Source organism: Thermoanaerobacterium xylanolyticum LX-11 (assembly GCF_000189775.2).
Classification (GTDB): domain Bacteria; phylum Bacillota; class Thermoanaerobacteria; order Thermoanaerobacterales; family Thermoanaerobacteraceae; genus Thermoanaerobacterium; species Thermoanaerobacterium thermosulfurigenes.
Genome location: NC_015555.1, coordinates 1,866,988 through 1,886,048 on the forward strand (window position 1 = coordinate 1,866,988; position 19,061 = coordinate 1,886,048).

The 19,061-nt window shown below is 30.5% G+C and carries 18 protein-coding genes and 1 pseudogene; all 19 read right to left on the reverse strand.

Going from position 1 to position 19,061, the window contains the following annotated elements; genetic code table 11:
• Positions 1-26 precede the first annotated feature (26 nt).
• The 19 genes and pseudogenes from THEXY_RS09130 to THEXY_RS09220 all read right to left on the reverse strand — a co-directional run bounded on the left by THEXY_RS09130 (position 27) and on the right by THEXY_RS09220 (position 18,985).
• Positions 27-346 (reverse strand): annotated as a pseudogene (locus THEXY_RS09130) (dTDP-4-dehydrorhamnose 3,5-epimerase family protein).
• Positions 347-932: 586 nt separating this feature from the next.
• On the reverse strand, positions 933-2,033 hold the full coding sequence (locus THEXY_RS09135; protein ID WP_013788553.1) for a glycosyltransferase: 1,101 nt from the start codon (positions 2,031-2,033) through the stop codon (positions 933-935).
• 12 nt (positions 2,034-2,045) lie between these two features.
• Positions 2,046-3,329 carry an O-antigen ligase family protein gene (locus THEXY_RS09140; RefSeq protein WP_013788554.1) on the reverse strand — a complete coding sequence of 428 codons (1,284 nt, stop codon included), beginning with the start codon at positions 3,327-3,329 and terminating at the stop codon, positions 2,046-2,048.
• Between the two features lie 107 nt (positions 3,330-3,436).
• Entirely contained in the window at positions 3,437-4,606 is a 1,170-nt protein-coding gene (locus tag THEXY_RS09145) for a glycosyltransferase family 4 protein (protein ID WP_013788555.1), read from the reverse strand.
• A gap of 5 nt (positions 4,607-4,611) precedes the next feature.
• Positions 4,612-5,499 (reverse strand): glycosyltransferase family 2 protein, encoded by an 888-nt coding sequence (locus THEXY_RS09150; RefSeq protein ID WP_013788556.1) that lies wholly within the window; start codon positions 5,497-5,499, stop codon positions 4,612-4,614.
• Positions 5,500-6,627 carry a non-hydrolyzing UDP-N-acetylglucosamine 2-epimerase gene (gene wecB, locus THEXY_RS09155; protein ID WP_013788557.1) on the reverse strand — a complete coding sequence of 376 codons (1,128 nt, stop codon included), beginning with the start codon at positions 6,625-6,627 and terminating at the stop codon, positions 5,500-5,502. It abuts the gene before it with no gap.
• A 3-nt stretch (positions 6,628-6,630) separates the two neighbouring features.
• Complete coding sequence (locus THEXY_RS09160) at positions 6,631-7,740, reverse strand: capsular polysaccharide biosynthesis protein CapF (protein ID WP_013788558.1); 1,110 nt, start codon at positions 7,738-7,740, stop codon at positions 6,631-6,633.
• 19 nt (positions 7,741-7,759) lie between these two features.
• Entirely contained in the window at positions 7,760-8,809 is a 1,050-nt protein-coding gene (locus THEXY_RS09165) for a nucleoside-diphosphate sugar epimerase/dehydratase (protein ID WP_013788559.1), read from the reverse strand.
• Between the two features lie 2 nt (positions 8,810-8,811).
• Positions 8,812-10,023, reverse strand: a complete 1,212-nt coding sequence (locus THEXY_RS09170; protein WP_013788560.1) for a glycosyltransferase family 4 protein — start codon at positions 10,021-10,023, stop codon at positions 8,812-8,814.
• Positions 10,024-10,028: 5 nt separating this feature from the next.
• Positions 10,029-10,298 (reverse strand): hypothetical protein, encoded by a 270-nt coding sequence (locus THEXY_RS09175; protein WP_049781462.1) that lies wholly within the window; start codon positions 10,296-10,298, stop codon positions 10,029-10,031.
• Positions 10,299-10,344: 46 nt separating this feature from the next.
• Entirely contained in the window at positions 10,345-10,785 is a 441-nt protein-coding gene (tnpA, locus tag THEXY_RS09180; protein WP_013786953.1) for an IS200/IS605 family transposase, read from the reverse strand.
• A 72-nt stretch (positions 10,786-10,857) separates the two neighbouring features.
• Entirely contained in the window at positions 10,858-11,535 is a 678-nt protein-coding gene (locus THEXY_RS12410; protein WP_083815339.1) for an SDR family oxidoreductase, read from the reverse strand.
• A 13-nt stretch (positions 11,536-11,548) separates the two neighbouring features.
• Entirely contained in the window at positions 11,549-12,181 is a 633-nt protein-coding gene (locus tag THEXY_RS09190; RefSeq protein ID WP_013788561.1) for a sugar transferase, read from the reverse strand.
• Positions 12,182-12,357: 176 nt separating this feature from the next.
• The gene (locus THEXY_RS09195; protein ID WP_013788562.1) at positions 12,358-12,675 is read right to left on the reverse strand and encodes a DUF4351 domain-containing protein; all 318 of its coding nucleotides are present in this window, start codon (positions 12,673-12,675) and stop codon (positions 12,358-12,360) included.
• A 111-nt stretch (positions 12,676-12,786) separates the two neighbouring features.
• Complete coding sequence (locus THEXY_RS09200; protein WP_013788563.1) at positions 12,787-13,677, reverse strand: DUF4351 domain-containing protein; 891 nt, start codon at positions 13,675-13,677, stop codon at positions 12,787-12,789.
• 34 nt (positions 13,678-13,711) lie between these two features.
• Entirely contained in the window at positions 13,712-14,650 is a 939-nt protein-coding gene (locus THEXY_RS09205; protein ID WP_013788564.1) for a DUF4351 domain-containing protein, read from the reverse strand.
• 270 nt (positions 14,651-14,920) lie between these two features.
• The gene (gene pdxT, locus THEXY_RS09210; RefSeq protein WP_013788565.1) at positions 14,921-15,487 is read right to left on the reverse strand and encodes a pyridoxal 5'-phosphate synthase glutaminase subunit PdxT; all 567 of its coding nucleotides are present in this window, start codon (positions 15,485-15,487) and stop codon (positions 14,921-14,923) included.
• Between the two features lies 1 nt (position 15,488).
• Entirely contained in the window at positions 15,489-16,367 is an 879-nt protein-coding gene (pdxS, locus tag THEXY_RS09215; RefSeq protein ID WP_013788566.1) for a pyridoxal 5'-phosphate synthase lyase subunit PdxS, read from the reverse strand.
• Between the two features lie 110 nt (positions 16,368-16,477).
• A complete protein-coding gene (locus THEXY_RS09220) occupies positions 16,478-18,985 on the reverse strand; it encodes an O-antigen ligase family protein (protein ID WP_013788567.1) in 2,508 nt (835 codons plus the stop codon).
• Positions 18,986-19,061: the final 76 nt, after the last annotated feature.

Consider the following 19,061-nt stretch of genomic DNA (forward strand, 5'->3'; position numbering starts at 1 on the left):
CTACCCCTCATTTCTGCAATTCTATTTTAAAGCAAAATTTCCTTCAATCTTGGCCACATTTTATCTTTCTCAGATAATATAATTTCCTCAATTCCATCTATAGACCATTCGATCCCAATATCAGGATCATTCCATATTATACCGCCTTCATCATCTGGATGGTAGAAATCAGTACATTTGTAGCAAAACTCTGCTTCATCTGATAGTAGCAAAAGCCATGTGCAAAACCTTCTGGTATATAAAACTGTTTCTTGTTTTCTTCGCTTAAAGTTACACCAGTCCACTTGCCAAATTTTTTATAGCCATTGAGGCTTCTATATACAATTAGGAAAATATAACAGTACAAATAATAAAATGAGTAAGCGAGATTCCACTTATCTTTGGAAAGCTCTTTTTTAATGCTACATTAGTTGCTACTAATTGTGATCCTGCTTTTAAGGCTTTTTAGCAAAAGAAACGTTCGGAAGACAAACACCGCCTTACAGCTGTGGGAGTTGTTCACGCAAGCTTTGCTATACTATTTATGCTGTCTTAAAAAATAACTATGCTTATGAAGTAAAACTTTCTAAAAATGATTGTTAGTAAATTATATTAATTACATATATTTACTTTTGATTTGGTATTAATCGGTTTATTTGTCATACATTTTTACTCACCTTTTTGAAAAATTTTTTTATTTTTTTCTATTGACTTTTTATAGTTGGTATTTCCTTTTTATACGACTTTTTGACTTTTTCTACTTCATCAATTTTTTTACTGATAAACTATGCTTTTCAGTAACTTAATTAATTTGGGTGTACTTCATATTCAGCAACAATTTTATTCAACACTTTTCTTCATTATTCATAAATTACGTTCTTACTGATTTTTGCTGTTTTGTCTGTCTAGTTTTTCAGTATAATTATAAAACTTTTCATATCCATGCATATATACTAACATCTTATATTCCCTTCTATCATTTCTTTCAAAGCAATTGTTAATTTATCTATTCTTTCATTATAATTTAATTTTTTGATATAATTGTTTACATATTCACAATACATCGTATAATTTTCTTTTAATTCTTTCAGACCCTCAGCAAAATTATTAGTACTCACTCCAACATGATATTTTATGCAAAGTTCTTTTAATGGTGGATTTTCTGTGACAAGAATTGGGGTTCCTTCAAAAAGACTCTCATATACTTTTCCTGAAGCACAAAATTTATTATTTATTGTATCTTGTGAAAATGCGGAAATACTTATATTTGCTCTGTTTAGCAAATATCTAAATTCAGCACGTGAAATAAAACCAAGATAAGAAACATTTTTATATCCTTTTTCTTCGATATACTTTTCAAAATATACCTTTTCATCTTCTCTAGCATTACCAATTATTATAAGGCTAAAATCGTCTCCCAATTTTCCAAATGCATCTGCCAATTCATATGTCATTCGATCTCGGCTAATCCCTCCTGCATATACGGCTGTAAATTTATTTTTTTTAAACAAAATTCCAAATTTATTATCACATTCTTCTTTATTATAGGCATCATCAATGCGGTGAATATTATCGAAAACTAATGGCATCTTTTCTAGCTGAAAATATTCTTTCATTATGCTAGCTCTTTCATTATTTGCAGCAATTATCACATCAGCATATCTTAAATATTTATTTTCATAATACTGCATTATTTTTGCAATATATTCTTTAATTCTTCTTGGCTTAGTATCTATATACAATTCACTAGAATCATATATTATAAATGGTCTTTTTTTATGCAATAACAGCCATCTTAATATTATAGCCGTATAATTATCATGTAAAATAACTACATCTGGTTTTATTTGCCTTATATATTTAATAGCATCAAATATAAACATTCTATAATTTCTAATGCCATTGCCTGTTAATAATGAAATAACTCCTTCTTGATTATCAGGTTTTGAAAATGATACAAAGAATGTTTTTCCTATTTTTTTTGCACATTGTAAAATTTCTTGAGTACGTGCTTCAGTATGAATATCATGATAAACAATAAACATTATTTTCATGCTATTATCTCCTTATTGTTTTAATTTGCTATTTGATTTTTTATAACTATAATCACGTATACTTACAGCTCTAAATAGCGAGAAATAAATCCATAATAGTGTAGAATAACTTATTTCATTGAGTAATTGTGAACCTCCAAAAGCACCTAAAATGTAAACAATAACTGTCATATAAGCAGTTTTTCTTAATATTGTATCTTCAATATACTTAAACTTACTTATTATGCTGATAAATATCATAGTCAATATAATAAATCCAATAATACCCATTTCACTCAAAACCATAACATATGTGTTATGTGGGTCTACCAATCCTTGAATACCATCAACTAAAATATTTCGATTTGAATATACACGGGTAAAGTATCTACCTAATCCTGTTCCCAATATAGGATATTGGATAAATAGATAAATCCCTAAATTTATAGCTTTTAACCTTTCTAATGTAGATTCATCATTAAATCCAATAAACAAACGCGATAAATTAAAAATTTTTGAACTATAAATTCCAACTCCTATCGCTAAAATTATAATTTCAATTCTTTTAAGTCTAGTTAAATTATTACTTCTACTAAATAATAAATAATATACCATTACAAAAATTGATATAAAAAAAGATAATCTTGATAATAAAACTAAAGTTGCAATAAAATTTAGAATTATCGTAATAAAGCTTAATATTTTCCATTTATTTTCAGTAGTTGTATAGTAAAAATAAAAGCAAAGCGGAAGCATCATATTTAAATAATAACTAACTGTTATGCTAGAGCCTAACATTAATGAAGCACGATATTGTGATAAATATTGATATTTTATTCTATCTCCTAATATTTCTAAAAATAGGCCATAATTACGTGATGTAACAATTGCTAATAAAGAATATACTAAGCAAAACATAATTGATAATTTTATAAATAAATCAATATAAAGAAGATCATTCTTTGTAATTGAAAATATAAAAAACATAGGAACCATAAGTTGTAATATAGCATAAATATATTGAGCTGGACTATCCATATTAAATCCACCTATTAAGATATCTATAATCAATCCGCAATATAAAATAATTAAATTTTTATCAAATAATCTTTCTTTTTTAATTATTAAATATTTAAAGATTAATATAATAGGAAACAACCAAACTTCATTATTTAATGGTATATCATCAATTTTAGAAGCAAAAGAAAATTTAATCCTTTTAAAAGCAAAGAGAATATAAACTATTATTGTTAGTATCATTAATATAGAAATTGATATTCTTTTTCGTTGTTTATTTATCGTTAATAATGTATTCATGAAATAACCAGTCCCTCTTATAAAAATAAATAAAATTATAAGCAAATACCATTATATTAAAAATTTCAAAAGCTATTATATTTAATATATATATGATGTTGATATTTTTAATTGACGTTTATACTTTGATTAGCAATACTTGAGTATGAAAATTTTTTAATCCCATTCTTTTCAGCCACATCTTTCATCTTTTTATATACTTCTGGATTATCAATTAAATATAAAATCTTCTCTCTTATTTCTTCTTCTGAATCTTTATAAAGAAATATACAATTTCCACCGACATCAACATGAGTTGTTCCTTCCCAGTACTTTACAATCATAGGTATACCTAAGCCTACAACTTGCTCCCAAAAAACAGAATGCCTTCCTGGAAATACAGCTAAATCTGCTGCTGCAAAATAATTATATGTTTTATCAGCTGGAATCCATCCAATATATTGCACTTTTTCTCCATCTGCCAAAATATTCACTTCATCTTTTAGATCTTCTATTACTGAGCCAAAAACTATCAGTTTTACTTTATCGCTTTTAATTTTCTTAACAGCTTCCATAAGAAGTAAAGTTTGTTTTTTAGCATTATCAATCTTTCCACCCGTAATGATTAAAAAATCATCTGGCTTAATATTGTACTTTTCTCTTATTTCTTTTTTAACATTTTCATTCCTTGCTTCCTTTACTTTTTCATCATCTGCCCCCATAACAAGTAATTCTACTTTTTCTTCTGGAAGTTTATATACAGTTTTTAAAAAATCGACTCTTGCAGGTAGAACACCATAAAACCTAGTAGTATATGGCTCTATCAGTTGAGCACAATACCGCCATATCACTTTATGTAAAATATTCCTAGATAAAAAATTCCTAGCACTATTAGAAAAGTCAGCATGATTATCCACTACTACTTTAACTCTTCTATTTTTACGAAGATACTTAACAACTTGGTATATGTCAAGAAATTGAAGTCCATGTATGAAAATAAAATCTGGTTTTTCTAGTTCTAATTTTTCATATGTACCTTGGTATAATCGTAATTTCTCAACTACATTATTTAATATGAATTTTATAAATGGAATTCTTATAATTTTAACTCCATTTTCCAGAAAATACTCTCCAGGACTTACTTTCTCATACCCTACATTATTTTTACTATTGATAAAAATCGATGTAATTACAGTCACATCATGTCCTGCAATTTTGTGATATTTAGGTATAATATTATCTTGATAGTTCCAATTGTCATTATATGATCCAGCTAAGCATATATGTACTATTTTCATAATTTTCACCTATTCCTATTATTAAGAAGATATTTTTTTTCAATTTTAAATATTATCCAAGGAAATACATATAAAAATTTTGAAATAATCTCGATAAAATTCTCATCTAATTTATTTTCTAAATTATTTAATAATTTATATAAAACTGAACAATAGCAAAATGCTATTTTAATAAAAATACTTAACTTTATTTTGCAATTAAATATTTTATCAGTCTTGATTTTATCCCATATATCTGCTCTAGCTTTAATTTGTGAATAAGCCATTAATGCTGAATTAGAACCTCTAATTCTCACTTTCACAAGAGGTTGATGTATTGCTAAAAGTTTATATTTAATAGAAACTTGTAACCAAAGCATTGAGTCCTCGCCATATTTCATAGTCTCATCAAATCGAATATTAGGATTATCAATAAATATACACTTTCTCATAACTACACTGGGCGTTGCAATTGGACTTGATATAATACATAAAGGAAATATATCTCCATTAAAATTTGATACATCAATTATTTTTTCTTTTTTACCAAGCCCAAAAGTTACATAATTAGTATGAGACCACCATGAATTTTTTTCAATCATCATAGATATTTGCAGCTCAAGTTTATTTGGCATCCAAACATCATCAGCATCTAAAAATGCAATATATTCACCTTTACTTAACTTAATTCCTACATTCCTTGCAGCTGCAGCACCTTTATTTTCCTGATAGACATATGTTATCTTTGAACTATATCTCTCTAGAAATTCAGAAATTTTTTCTGGAGAACCATCATTTACAATAATAATTTCTATATTTTTATATGTCTGAGCCAAGACACTTTCTGTCGCTTCAATTAGCCAGTCTACTCTACTATAAAATGGTATTACGACACTCACTAATGGTTCATACATTCAGTTTTTCCCCCACACCACTCTATTCACATAATCTGTATAAGACAATATTATTCTAAGAACTTTTTCAGATACATTAGGCATACTATAATCAGCTACTCTTCTTAAAGTGTCTTTTTGCTGTGTCTCTAATATCTCTAGTCCCTGCAAAATTCTTTCTTTTTCAAGTCCAACCATCATAACTGCTGCTTCTTCCATTGCTTCTGGTCTTTCATGAGCTTCTCTAATGTTGAGTGCCTTAAAACCAAGTATTGAAGATTCTTCACTTATTGTTCCACTATCGCTTAGAACTGCCTTTGAATTAATTTGAAGTTTAACATAGTCATTGAATCCAAGAGGCTTCATAAGTGATATCAGCGGATTAAATTCTATTTCTTTTGATTCAATCATTTTTCTTGTCCTTGGATGCGTACTAAATATAATTGGCAATTTATAAATATCTGCAATTGTATTTAAACTATCTACTAAATTTAAAAAGTTCTTCTCTGAATTTATATTTTCTTCCCTATGTGCTGATACTACAAAATATTGCCCCTCTTTTAAATTTAATCTTTCTAGGACATTTGATTTTTCAATATCTTCTTTTCTTGAATTTAAGACTTCAAACATTGGACTTCCAGTTTTTATAATTCTATCTGATGGAAAGCCTTCTCTTATTAAATATTCTCTTGCAATATCACTATAAGTTAAGTTTATATCCGATATATGATCCACTATTTTTCTATTAGTTTCTTCAGGTACTCTTTGGTCAAAACATCTATTTCCAGCTTCCATATGAAATATTGGTATTTGCCTTTTTTTAGCCGCTATCGCAGTAAGACAACTGTTTGTATCTCCTAACACCAAAAAAGCATCTGGTTTAACTTCTTCTAAAATAGGATCTATCTTTATTAGAATATTTCCTATAGTTTCTATTGCTGTTCCAGTAGCTGCATTAAGAAAATAATCTGGTTTTTTTAATTTGAAATCTTTAAAAAATACTTCATTTAATTCATAGTCATAGTTCTGCCCAGTATGTACTAATATATGTTCAATTGCCTCTGATTCTTCTAATTTGTTTATGACAGCAGATAATCTTATAATCTCAGGTCTTGTCCCAACTACCGTCATGACTTTTAGCTTCTTCATCAATTAAACCTCCAAATAATATGTATCTGGCTTTTCAGGATTAAATGCTTCATTTGCCCACATAATAGTTACTAAATCAGTATCACCCACATTTTCAATGGAATGAGTATAACCTGTAGGTATATCTACAACTTGTAGCTTTTCTCCACTAACTTTGTATTCTATAATTTCGTCCGAATCTACTTTCCTAAAACGAATTATTCCTTTACCACTTACTACTAAGAATTTCTCATTTTTTGTATGGTGCCAGTGATTCCCTTTAGTAATTCCCGGTTTTGTTATATTTATTGAAAGTTGTCCTCTATCTGGAGTCCTTATAAACTCTGTAAATGAACCTCTATCATCACAGTGCATATTTAAATCATACGAAAACTCATTTTCCGGCAAAAAGCTTAAATATGTGCTATAAAGTTTTTTAATTAATTCATTATCCATGTTAGGAATACTCAAATCTTTTCTGCTTTTTTTAAAGCTTTTTATTGTTTCTGCTAAATCTCCTAATTTAATCTTATGTACTACTGGAACATAGCAATATTCTCCATTTCTAGTTTCTCTGCCTTCTAATGCTCTTATAAATTCATCTAAAACATCATCTATATAGCATAAAGTAAGTTCTGTCTCTGGATCATTAATTTGTATATCTAAACCTCTTGCTATGTTATAGCAATATGTTGCTACAACTGAATTATAATTAGGTCTGCTCCACTTCCCAAAAAGATTTGGTAATCTATATACTAAAACTTTTGCTCCTGTTTCTTTGCTATAGTTAAATAATAATTCTTCTCCTGCTCTCTTACTTTTGCCATATGGATTATCTAATTCCGCTTGAATAGATGAGGTGATTAAAATTGGTGCTTTATTATTATGCTTTTTTAATAAATCCAAAAGTTCTGATGTAAAGCCAAAATTGCCTTCCATAAATTCTTTTTCATCTTTAGGTCTATTTACCCCTGCTAAATGAAATACAAATTCACAGTCTTTTGTATATTCATCAAGAAGTGATTTATCTGTATCATTATCAAATTTATATATATTTTTATATCTTTTATTATTAAGCTCTGCTATAAGATTTTTGCCAACAAAACCTCTTACACCTGTAACAAGAATTTTCATGGCTATTCCTGCCTTTCAATTATGATAATTTAGTAACTGCTGCTTCTTTGGCAGCGTGCCACTTTTCTAATTCTTTTTTAATATAATCAAGTTTTAATAGTTTTTCTTTAATTTGTTCTACATTTAAAATTTCTGTGTTATTTGAATTGTATTCTATTTCCGTCGAGAGTTTTACATCTCCTTCAACAAAATACTTATCATAATTTAAATCTCTATTGTCTGCAGGAACTCTGAAGTAATTGCCTAAATCCTCAGCATGTAAGTATTCTTCTTTTGTTAATAGTGTTTCATATAGTTTTTCACCATGTCGTGTACCAATTATTTTTATTTCATTATCAGCATCAAATAATTCTTTAATTGCTTGTGCTAAGTCACCTATAGTTGATGCAGGAGATTTTTGAACCATTATGTCTCCACTTTTAGCATGCTGAAAAGCAAATATAACTAGCTCCACAGCTTCATCAAGACTCATTAAAAATCTTGTCATTTTAGGATTAGTTACTGTTATTGGCTGTCCACTTTTAATTTGTTCAACAAATAGAGGAATGACAGAACCACGAGATGCCATAACATTGCCATATCTTGTGCCACAAATAACCGTTCTATCTGGTGATACAGTTCTGGACTTTGCAATAAGCACTTTTTCCATCATAGCTTTTGAAATGCCCATCGCATTTATTGGATAAGCTGCCTTGTCTGTAGATAAACATATAACCTTTTTAACACCATATTCTATAGCTGCTGTTAGAACATTATCTGTTCCTATAACATTAGTCTTTACGGCTTCAAGTGGGAAAAATTCACATGATGGTACTTGTTTCAATGCTGCTGCATGAAATATATAATCTACTCCATGCATTGCATTTTTTACAGAAGCTATATCTCTAACATCACCTATATAAAATTTAATCTTATCATTTTTATATAACTTTCGCATATCATCTTGCTTTTTCTCGTCACGAGAAAAAATACGAATTTCTTTTATATCAGTATTTAAAAATCTCTTAAGTACAGCATTTCCAAAAGAACCAGTACCTCCTGTTATTAATAAAGTTTTATCTTTGAACATTTTTAAGCCTCCATATTTGTTAATTCATGTTCTAATATAGACATAAATCTTTCTTTACTATAGTTTTCAAAATAATATTTTCTAGCATTCATTGCCATATTATCTTTTTTATCATCATTGCAAAATTCTAATATCAAATCAGCTAGCCCTTTATAATCTTCCGCTTTACAACATAAACCGCAGCCAGCTTGTTCTATAACACGTTTCGTTTCTCCATTAATAGAACCAATAATAGGTTTTCCTGCTGCCATATAAGTTTGAACTTTTCCTGGTAATGTATATGATAAAATCTTATTATCTTTTAATGTAACTAGCATGGCATCAGCCATTCCATAGAATTCCGGCATCTCATCAAGTGGACGTCTGCCATAGAAAATTACATTAGAAAGTTTTAAATGGTTAGCAAGTTGCTTGCAATCATCTAACTTTGAACCATCGCCAACTATATGAAACAATATATTAGAATATTTTCGTAACTCATTAGCTGCTTTAATTATTGTTTCAACACTTTGCATATCACCAATATTGCCTGCAAAGACAAAATTATATTGCTTACTATCATCTTGAACCGCACTATAACCAGATGACTCATTTTCGTTTTGAATAAACAAATCTTCTGCATATTGTGGTAAGTGTTTTATCTCGATATTAGTTATTTCAAGTACATCTTTAAAATAATCTTTAAACATGCTGGAAGTAACCAATATGGTATCCGCTGAATAATAAATCCATTTTGAAATATTATAAAATATTTTATAAATTATTGAATCTTCTTTAATTCCTCCTGCTGCTAAACTGTCAGGCCATAAGTCTAAACAATAGAGTAACATCTTTTTATGATGCTTTTTTTTATATGCTATAGCCGGAATTCCCATCATGACAGGTGAAAGCTGATTTACTAAGATAACATCAAATTCTTCCTTTATAAATAATGCCTTTAAAGTTGCTGATATAGTATAACTAAAATAATTTAAAAATAATTTTAGCTTACTTTTTCCCCTACCTATTTCAAAACATCTAATAACTTTAACACCATTTATTATTTCATTCCTTTTCTTCCCATGACGATAATCGTCAAGTATATAGCCCTCTGGATAATTAGGAAGACCTGTCAAAACTGTTACATTATGACCACTTTTTACAAGGCTTTCACATATGTCTGTTATTCTAAATGGCTCAGGATAATAATACTGGCATACAACTAATATATTCATATCAATTATGCACCTACATTACTCTTAACTGTTTTTAAATATTCATCAACTTCTATTTTCAAACCTTCTTCAAATGTCATTGGTCTATATCCAAAGTCTCTTTTTGCAGCATCATGAGAAAAACTTCTATCTTCGCCCATACGCTGTACTTTTTCTATATAATCTACTTTTCCAAAAGTACATACCTTAAGGCATCTTGCCAAAAATACTCCTAACCCTAAAGGTACACTAATAAAAACTGTTCTCTTATTTAAATTTTCACTTATTAAACTCAACCACCACCTGCTAAAGCAGGTGGGTTGGATATGCCGCTTAAGCAGCTTAAAACTCGCCTAAAGTAAAATTATCATTCTTTTGATTTTCTTCTATGTCTTGATTTTGTATATACTCTATTATCACTTCATCTGTTACATTGCCACTACTTGCTGCAAAATATCCTCGTGCCCATAAATGTTGTCCCCAAAATTGTTTGTTAAGCTCCTTATTCTCCATTAGCAGCTTTCTCGAACTATATCCTTTTATATATTGCACTAGCTTACTTACTGACAAATGTGGTGGTGCCGACACTAGTATATGTATATGATCTTTTGATACATGTCCTGATAATATTTCTACTTCATTATTTTTGCATACCATTCTTATTAGTTCTCTTGTCCTTTCAGCTATTTTCCCAACCAATACCGGTTTTCTATATTTTGTTATCCATACTATATGATATTTTAGATCATATGTAGCATGTGACGACTTTCTATAATTTTGCATATTTATCACCTCTAGTTTATTTTTTACTAGAAGTGATTATTTATTTTTATTCGTTGACCTAAAGGTTTCAGCTTAAGCTGAGGGATTTAACCCCATTATACAGACATTAAACATCTCTAACATTGATATTGGTTTATCACCAGATAATATATAATCACCATTCATTATATTTGAACTTGTAAGTACCTGATAATAAGCCTTACCGAGATCTCGCCCATTAACAGGTTGAAGTAAGTTTTTTCCATGATCAATAACTGGAAATAATCTTAGTTTATCAACCATCTTTATAAAAACGATCATATTCTTGTCATTTATGTATCCATAAATCATTGTAGGTCTAAGATATATAAGACCAATTGATGAATTACTTTGCTTGATAATTTTATCGATAGTTTGTTCAATTTCTTTATATTCCTTTGATGCACTTTTATATTTTGAATAAATACCTGTTGTGTGAACTAATATTGCTCTCTTCACATTATTCTTTACTGCTGCTTTAATTATGTTTACTGAATAAAAAATAGAAGCTATATGTAGTACAGTATCTACGCCAGCCATAGCTTTGTCAATAAATTCTTGATCATTTAAGTTGCCAACAACTTTCTCAATATTAAGTCCACTGCTATCTATTAATGAAGTATCAGACGTTTCTCTAACAATGCAACGGATAGGACCTTCATATTTATTTTTAATAAGTTCTTGTAAAAAATATTTTCCACTATGACCTGTAATGCCCGTAACTAATAGCATTTTTTCACCTCAACTATGTAGACTTGCTAGCTGATTTTTCATTATCAATTTCTAATCTTCCAGTCCCGCCTTCGACAACTCCGTCACTCTTAATAACATTTATGATTGTTTTAAAGAAGCATTTAACATCCATCCAAAAGCTCAACTTCTCAACATATTCTCCATCGAGTTGTGCCTTAATTTCAATGGGCAGTTCATCTCTACCATTTATCTGTGCCCAACCAGTAAGACCTGGTCTAATATCATTAGCGCCATACTTATCTCTTTCTTCTATTAAATCATATTGATTCCATAAAGCAGGACGAGGTCCAATAATACTCATTTCACCTTTTAAAATATTTATCATCTGCGGTAACTCATCTAAGCTTGTCTTTCTAAGAAACTTACCAACATTAGTAATCCACTGGTCAGGATTTTCTAACATATGTGTTGGTATATCCTTGGGAGTATCCACTCTCATAGTTCTAAACTTTAATATATTAAAATAACTCTTATGAATTCCGACTCTTTTTTGTTTAAATAACACTGGACCCTTAGAGTCGATCTTAATTGCAATGATTAAAATCAAAAATATTGGAGAAAGAATGATTAGCCCTAATAATGAAAGGATTATATCTATCAATCTTTTTATTTTTAAATAGAGCATTTTACAACCCCCAATAATATCAAAGTACAATATAAATATTTTAGGCAAAATATTTATATTCATTAATTAATAATTTATTCCGCATATCTCTAATATTATTATCCTAAATTATGATTTCGTATAATTCCCTTTAATATTTTTTATAAAAAATAAAAGGCTTAATTACCTTTATCGATCTAATTATTATTAAAGTATTTTTCTAAGTCCTCTATCTTATTAATTTCAAATATATTGTCTGCTATTTGAAGCAATGTTTTCTCATCTGCATCTTCAATTAACCTTAAATACTTTTCAGGTACATCATCAAACTTCTTCTTCAATAATCTTATGACGAGATTTTCCATGCCTTTTTCAATACCCTTTTCAATACCTTTTTCCATGCTTTTTTCCATACTCTTTTTTAATTCTTCCTCAGTATATATTTTGAAGTTTGCTTCTTTTAAATTGTTTATTACATATTTCATCTGCTCTTCACTTAATCTGTCTGCATACATCTTAATCACCCCCCGAAACTATACCCGGATCTATTCTAAATGCCGTCTCTAAGCTTATTGTTTCGTCATAAATATCCATGCACAAAAAAATAAAAGGTTGATTACCTTTTTCTAATTTTCATTAAAGTATTTATCTAGGTCTTCTATCTTTTTTATATCAAAAATATTCTCGCCTATCTTTTCTAACTTATCTATATTTAACTCATACATTCTTTTTACATACAATTCCGGTATTTTGTCAAATTTTTTATTTAAAAGTTTAATTATTAATTCAACCTTTCCTTCAATTTTGCCTTCAGTCTTTCCCTCTTGTATCAACATTTCGGCTATCTTAGTCATTCTTATCGCTCCTTTCAATTTATTTTTATATTCCTCAGTCAAAAATTTATCACTTATCCCTATTAATGCACCAATCATATACGTCTTTTCATCTTCATCTTCTATTTTTTTCGCAAGTTCTACCGCATCTATTGCCATTTCATCACTGCTTTTTTTGCTCCCCATAAGTGGTAAAAATATTAAGTTCAATTTATCTATATCTGTCAGTTGTAATTTACTTTCAATTTTTTCGTTTAATTCTTTATATATTTTATCACCATCATATTTTACTAAAAATACTTGATCTACTTTATATATTATTGATCCAATGTCTAATCTACCAATCGCTTCTTCTATCTTACCAGAATATATTACAACAGTTCTTATTGCTCTCTCATATTTATTATACAGTCTTGCATCATACTGCAAAAATCTCTTTATATCAGCTTTTTTATTTGTCGTTTGAAATTCCATATGCAGCAATGTGTCATCTTCCAAAAGAAATATAAAATCCAGCCTATCTTCCTTAACTTCAATTGATGGTAAATTTGCAGGTATAACTGTCACTATTTTAGGTACATTTATTCCATAAAACTTAAGCGATTTATCTTTAAATTCTTGTGCCATTGATTTTAATATTATATCGTTATTCTGATAAGATATATCTAAATTATTATCCTTCACTCTTTTTCTCCTCTATATTACACTATCAATAATGTTAATTTACAATATATTTTTCTAAGTCTTCTATCTTATTAATTTCAAATATATTATCTGCTATTTGAAGCAATGTTTTCTCATCTACATCTTCAATTAACCTTAAATACTTTTCAGGTACATCATCAAATTTCTTCTTCAATAATCTTATGACGAGATTTTCAATACCTTTTTCCATGCCTTTTTCCATACTCTTTTTTAATTCTTCCTCAGTATATATTTTGAAGTTCGCTTCTTTTAAATTGTTTATTACATATTTCATCTGCTCTTCACTTAATCTGTCTGCATACATCTTAATCACCTCCGAAACTATACCCGGATCTATTCTAAATGCCGCCTCAATTAATCTTATTTTATTGTCGTATTCTTTTGCTTCATTTATACTTGATATTACTTTCTCTATAGCATTTCTAAAGTGCATGTTATTTGACAAAACCATCAATGGATAATTTTCTTCTACGTTTTCTAACTCAGATAATACTATTATCTGTACCGGTATCCATTCATTATCTATATAATAAACACCACTATCTGAATTGTCTAATTTAATTTTATGTTCTGTTAAAAATGATATGAGCTTTTTGGGAAGATTGTTACATACAAATGTCAGTGTTAATTCATCTATCTTTATGTCATCAACTTCTTTTCGTGATTTATCGTAAGCATTCATTATTGATTTATATAGATATACATAGCCTAATCCCTTGAAATAATCATCTATTGATACATAATCATCAGGAGATTTGTATTCTATTATATTGTATCTTTTAAATATCTGTCCTACTCTCTTATTAATTTTTACATCTTTTTCTTTTTTTATTATTATGACATCTATTCTTAAAGGCTCTTTTGATAGATATTCTTCTTGTTTTATTTCAACTTTTTCATCTTTTAGCTCTTCTTTTATGGCTGTTACAAAATCGCTGTGCCAATCATTCATTTTATTTTCTTTCTCCTTAAATTATATCACATTTCCCTCAAAATAGGTATAGCTTCGCCATACGGACACCAGTGAATAAATTCACCGCCTCCGCTTATAAAGCTTCTATGATCACCAGTAATATTTATGAGTGCCGAAACATCAGCATAAATGTTACTGGATATTATTACTACTTTCTATTTATTCGACATAAAATTTGAAAATCCTTCTTTTACTATCAAAATTTTTAATGAAATTTTAAAGTATGCAAAATATAAAGTAAGGCTGTATTTAATGCAGCCTTAAAAAATACTTGTAAAAGCTTAAGTCATTCGTCAGCTCTGGATGAAATGATGTAGCAAAAAGGTTTCCTTCCCTTGCAGCCACTATTTTCCCATTGTATCTAGATAGCACCTTTACATTTTCTCCTACATCTTCAATATAAGGCGCTCTTATAAACACTGCATCTATTTTATCTTTTGATACGTCAGGCATACTAAGTTTTGCAGTAAAGCTATCAAGCTGACTTCCATACGCATTTCTGCGCACTTTTATGTCCATAATGCCAAGATAAACTTTATCATCATTTACTATGTGTTTAGCCATCAATATCATACCTGCACACGTTCCCCATATTGGCACACCCGACCTGTAAAGATCTACTATGGTATCTTTTAAGTCAAAGTCATTAAGCATTTTTCCTATGGCAGTGCTTTCCCCGCCAGGTAATATAAGTGCATCTATGTTTTTCAAAGTTTCTTTATCTTTTGCCTCTACGGGTATTATACCATTTAATCTTTTTAGTTTATCTACATGTTCTTTTACAGAACCTTGTATAGCAAGAACACCAACTCGCATTTTACCAACCCCTAGTTGCATATAGGTCTTTTTCTGAAAGATCCCTTATGTCGATGCTATTCATTGCTTCGCCTAATCCTTCTGATACTTCTGCTATTATCTCTGGTTTGTCGTAATATGTGGTAGCTTTTACAATTGCTTCAGCACGCTTTTGAGGGTTCTCTGATTTAAATATGCCTGAACCTACAAAGACTCCATCTGCTCCAAGCTGCATCATCAGCGCAGCGTCTGCAGGCGTTGCAATCCCCCCTGCTGCAAAATTCACAACTGGCAGTCTCCCGTTTTCTGCTACATATTTTACTAATTCATAAGGTGCTTGCAATTCCTTTGCCGCTGCCATAAGCTCTTCTTCACTTAGAGTCGTAAGCTTTTTGATTTCAGCATTGATAGTCCTCATATGCCTTACTGCCTCAACTACATTTCCTGTGCCTGCTTCACCTTTAGTTCTTATCATTGAAGCACCTTCGCCAATTCTCCTTAATGCTTCGCCTAAGTTTCTTGCACCGCAAACAAATGGTACTTTAAACTGCCACTTGTTTATGTGATATGATTCATCTGCAGGTGTCAGCACTTCACTCTCATCGATGTAATCTATCTTCAAAGCTTCCAAAACCTGTGCTTCCACAAAATGTCCTATCCTGACTTTTGCCATGACAGGTATTGAAACAGCTTCTTTTATCGCTTTTATTATCTTTGGATCTGACATCCTTGCTACGCCGCCATGTGCCCTTATATCAGCAGGTACCCTTTCAAGTGCCATTACCGCAACTGCACCAGCTTTTTCTGCAATTACAGCCTGTTCAGGCGTTGTAACATCCATTATGACTCCACCTTTTAGCATCTGAGCCAGGTTTTTATTTAACTCATATCTTTCATTCATTGTACTTATTCCCCCTATTCAATATATAACAATTTTATTAATTTAAATCAATTGTATCTATTTAATGCAAACATGTCAATCAGTACAATATGGATACAAAAAAGGATACATCACTGTATCCCCTTCAATACTTCTTTTGAATTTTGTATTATTTGCTTTGTAACATCCGTCATAGGTTTTGGCTCTTCTGACTTTGAATTAGCCTTATTAAACAAGTTTTCAACATCTACAGCCTTTTCAAGATATTCTTTCGCTTTTGCTTTATCATTGTTTTGCAGGTAAAACATCCCGACTTTGTTATAGGCATCTGCCAATTGCTGATAATTTTCTGGTCTTAAAGGCTGTACATCGACGGCTTTTTTAACATACTTAAGCCCATTATCTATCTGCCCATGTGATAGATAGAATGCTCCAAGCTGTGCTAAAAGCTGAGAGTTAAACGGCTCTAAATCAACCGCTTTTTGTTCTTGGGTCATTGCCTCTTGATAAGTTGCCGCATCTTTTGTCTGGTCAGCTATACTTGCCAATGTCTGGCCATAAGACATCCTGTACTTTGCATTCCATGGATCATAAGAAACAGCACTTTTGTAATACTGCATTGCCTGAGGTATATTGTTAGTCTTTGCAAATTGGTCTCCTTTCTCTGCATATCTCAATGCAGTCGAAAGTGAGAAAGACATAAATACGACAACTATACCGACTATCAAAACACCGAAACTGTAGTATCCAGTGTATGATTTTTTCCCTTTCGCGGCAGCTATATTTTTATGTGCCTTACCTATGCTTATGCTGTTTATTATACCGATAAGGGAATATAGGGCTATTGTCACAGCAGACAGCGAAAGGTCAAAATCCATAGCGGCATGGGCATATATGCTCAATATGCCTACCGTAGCTGCTGCCAATAGTATACTTTCATCTATATCTATCTCAGCCTTATAAAGCTTTATAACAGACAGTATCAACATCACCAAGAAGAATATCATCGCTGCAGCTCCGACTAAACCAGTATCAAGCAAGACCTGCATGAAATAGTTATGTGTCTGCGTCGTCCAATACAGGTATGACTGATATTTGAAGTAAAGTGACGCCCAAGCACCTCCACCTGCACCAAAAAGCGGATAGTCTTTAAAAATCTTAAATCCATCTTTGTAAAACTGCATTCGCTCAGAACTGCTGTGGCTTGTCAAGCTTATGTCTTGTATCCTTGACGCCACATTTTCAGGAAGGTATTTATATTTAAGCATTATATTTTGTACAGCACTTGGATCATTCTTAGGATAAATGTACGCCTTGTCAAATGTGACAGAAGTACCTTTAAAGTAGTTTGTAAAAGTAATGGCTAATCTTTTCGTATCTTTCAAAGTAGAAAATTCTATCGTCTTTTCACCACTGAAAGCCTCTTTATCGTACACATCTTTTATCTTTGTAGGCTGATCAAGGTCATTTCTGCTTTCTATGGTAATATCGTACGCCCAATCTTTATTATCATCATTCTTTGATATGACATCGTACTTCAACACATATATTCTATCCGCATCGACGTCGACAAATCTTATGACGCTTTTACCGCTATCCGCTTCGTTTTGGCTATGACTTAGTGTAAGTGGCACTTCCGTTGTCAATACCATATAACCCGCTACAGTTGATAGCACACCCACAATGACGATTATGGATATGCCTATTTTTAAGCTTATCTTGTTTACAACTTCAACCAAAAAACTTACAATGTACGTGAATAATAATGCTAAGATGCATCCTACAAGTATCCACATAACCAAATTGTGAGGCTTTGGTCCATTTACGACAGAGTTAAATTTAAGTATTGGCAACGCTGACGCTATGATTACACCTATCAGGTAAACGAATGGCTCTACCCTTTTCCCTTTTGGCATCATTATTATAAGGAACAAGAACAGAAACGGAAACATCACCCAAGCGCCTCTGGATAATGTAAAAACATAAGCATAAAGCTGCATAAAAGCTTCTACTCCATAAAGTGCTTTTAAATACCTGTTTTTTGTGTACGATATGAGTGCAAAATTTACAAGCAAAAACGCCATCAAAAACGATGCAGCAGTATTGGCGTATTGAAATGTGGAATTAATCCTTCCTCCAACCCATGAACCATTGTAATTAACATATCCCGCTGCAGACAAAAGACCTACGAAAGCTACTCCAAATGAGCTTAAAACGAGTACATTCAAAAGTATCCATATTTTTTTCTTGTCATTGGCAAGTCTGCTGACCAAAAAATATACAAACACATAATCAACGTACTTTAATACTTCCCCTATTGCAGATCTTATATTTACAGCAAAAAACGTAGAGATGAGATATGCTCCTATTATTGATATTGCGGCATAATCCAGTCTTTCAGAAATTATCGGCTCTTTTTTTATAATCTTCATCAATGACCATATTACGACCACAACTGAAGTAATGCATATAGTAGGTAAAAACTCATTGTCAAAGTACATACCGCGAAAATACGGCGGTAAAGCCACCAGAAGAAGCAACGATATGTAAAATACAACATTTATCGCGTTTATGTAATTTGTGCTTCTTTTAGAAACATTAATGGTGACCTTGTTCTTTTTTGCTGCTTTTTGTGCCATATCGATTCTCCTTTATATATTTTATAAAAATGCACAAGTAATCTTATTCGACAAAAAAACTTAATTTCCTTCTTTT

Excerpts from the sequence above, each read along its gene's own strand:
- THEXY_RS09195 (WP_013788562.1), bottom strand. The coding sequence starts at position 12,675 with ATGTATGCAGACAGATTAAGTGAAGAGCAGATGAAATATGTAATAAAC.
- THEXY_RS09205 (WP_013788564.1), bottom strand. The coding sequence starts at position 14,650 with ATGAATGATTGGCACAGCGATTTTGTAACAGCCATAAAAGAAGAGCTA.
- THEXY_RS12410 (WP_083815339.1), bottom strand. The coding sequence starts at position 11,535 with ATGCTATTAGTTACGGGCATTACAGGTCATAGTGGAAAATATTTTTTA.
- THEXY_RS09135 (WP_013788553.1), bottom strand. The coding sequence starts at position 2,033 with ATGAAAATAATGTTTATTGTTTATCATGATATTCATACTGAAGCACGT.
- pdxS (WP_013788566.1), bottom strand. The coding sequence starts at position 16,367 with ATGAATGAAAGATATGAGTTAAATAAAAACCTGGCTCAGATGCTAAAA.
- THEXY_RS09150 (WP_013788556.1), bottom strand. The coding sequence starts at position 5,499 with ATGTATGAACCATTAGTGAGTGTCGTAATACCATTTTATAGTAGAGTA.
- THEXY_RS09220 (WP_013788567.1), bottom strand. The coding sequence starts at position 18,985 with ATGGCACAAAAAGCAGCAAAAAAGAACAAGGTCACCATTAATGTTTCT.
- wecB (WP_013788557.1), bottom strand. The coding sequence starts at position 6,627 with ATGAAGAAGCTAAAAGTCATGACGGTAGTTGGGACAAGACCTGAGATT.
- THEXY_RS09140 (WP_013788554.1), bottom strand. The coding sequence starts at position 3,329 with ATGAATACATTATTAACGATAAATAAACAACGAAAAAGAATATCAATT.
- THEXY_RS09190 (WP_013788561.1), bottom strand. The coding sequence starts at position 12,181 with ATGCTCTATTTAAAAATAAAAAGATTGATAGATATAATCCTTTCATTA.
- pdxT (WP_013788565.1), bottom strand. The coding sequence starts at position 15,487 with ATGCGAGTTGGTGTTCTTGCTATACAAGGTTCTGTAAAAGAACATGTA.
- THEXY_RS09170 (WP_013788560.1), bottom strand. The coding sequence starts at position 10,023 with ATGAATATATTAGTTGTATGCCAGTATTATTATCCTGAGCCATTTAGA.
- THEXY_RS09160 (WP_013788558.1), bottom strand. The coding sequence starts at position 7,740 with ATGAAAATTCTTGTTACAGGTGTAAGAGGTTTTGTTGGCAAAAATCTT.
- tnpA (WP_013786953.1), bottom strand. The coding sequence starts at position 10,785 with ATGCAAAATTATAGAAAGTCGTCACATGCTACATATGATCTAAAATAT.
- THEXY_RS09145 (WP_013788555.1), bottom strand. The coding sequence starts at position 4,606 with ATGAAAATAGTACATATATGCTTAGCTGGATCATATAATGACAATTGG.
- THEXY_RS09165 (WP_013788559.1), bottom strand. The coding sequence starts at position 8,809 with ATGTTCAAAGATAAAACTTTATTAATAACAGGAGGTACTGGTTCTTTT.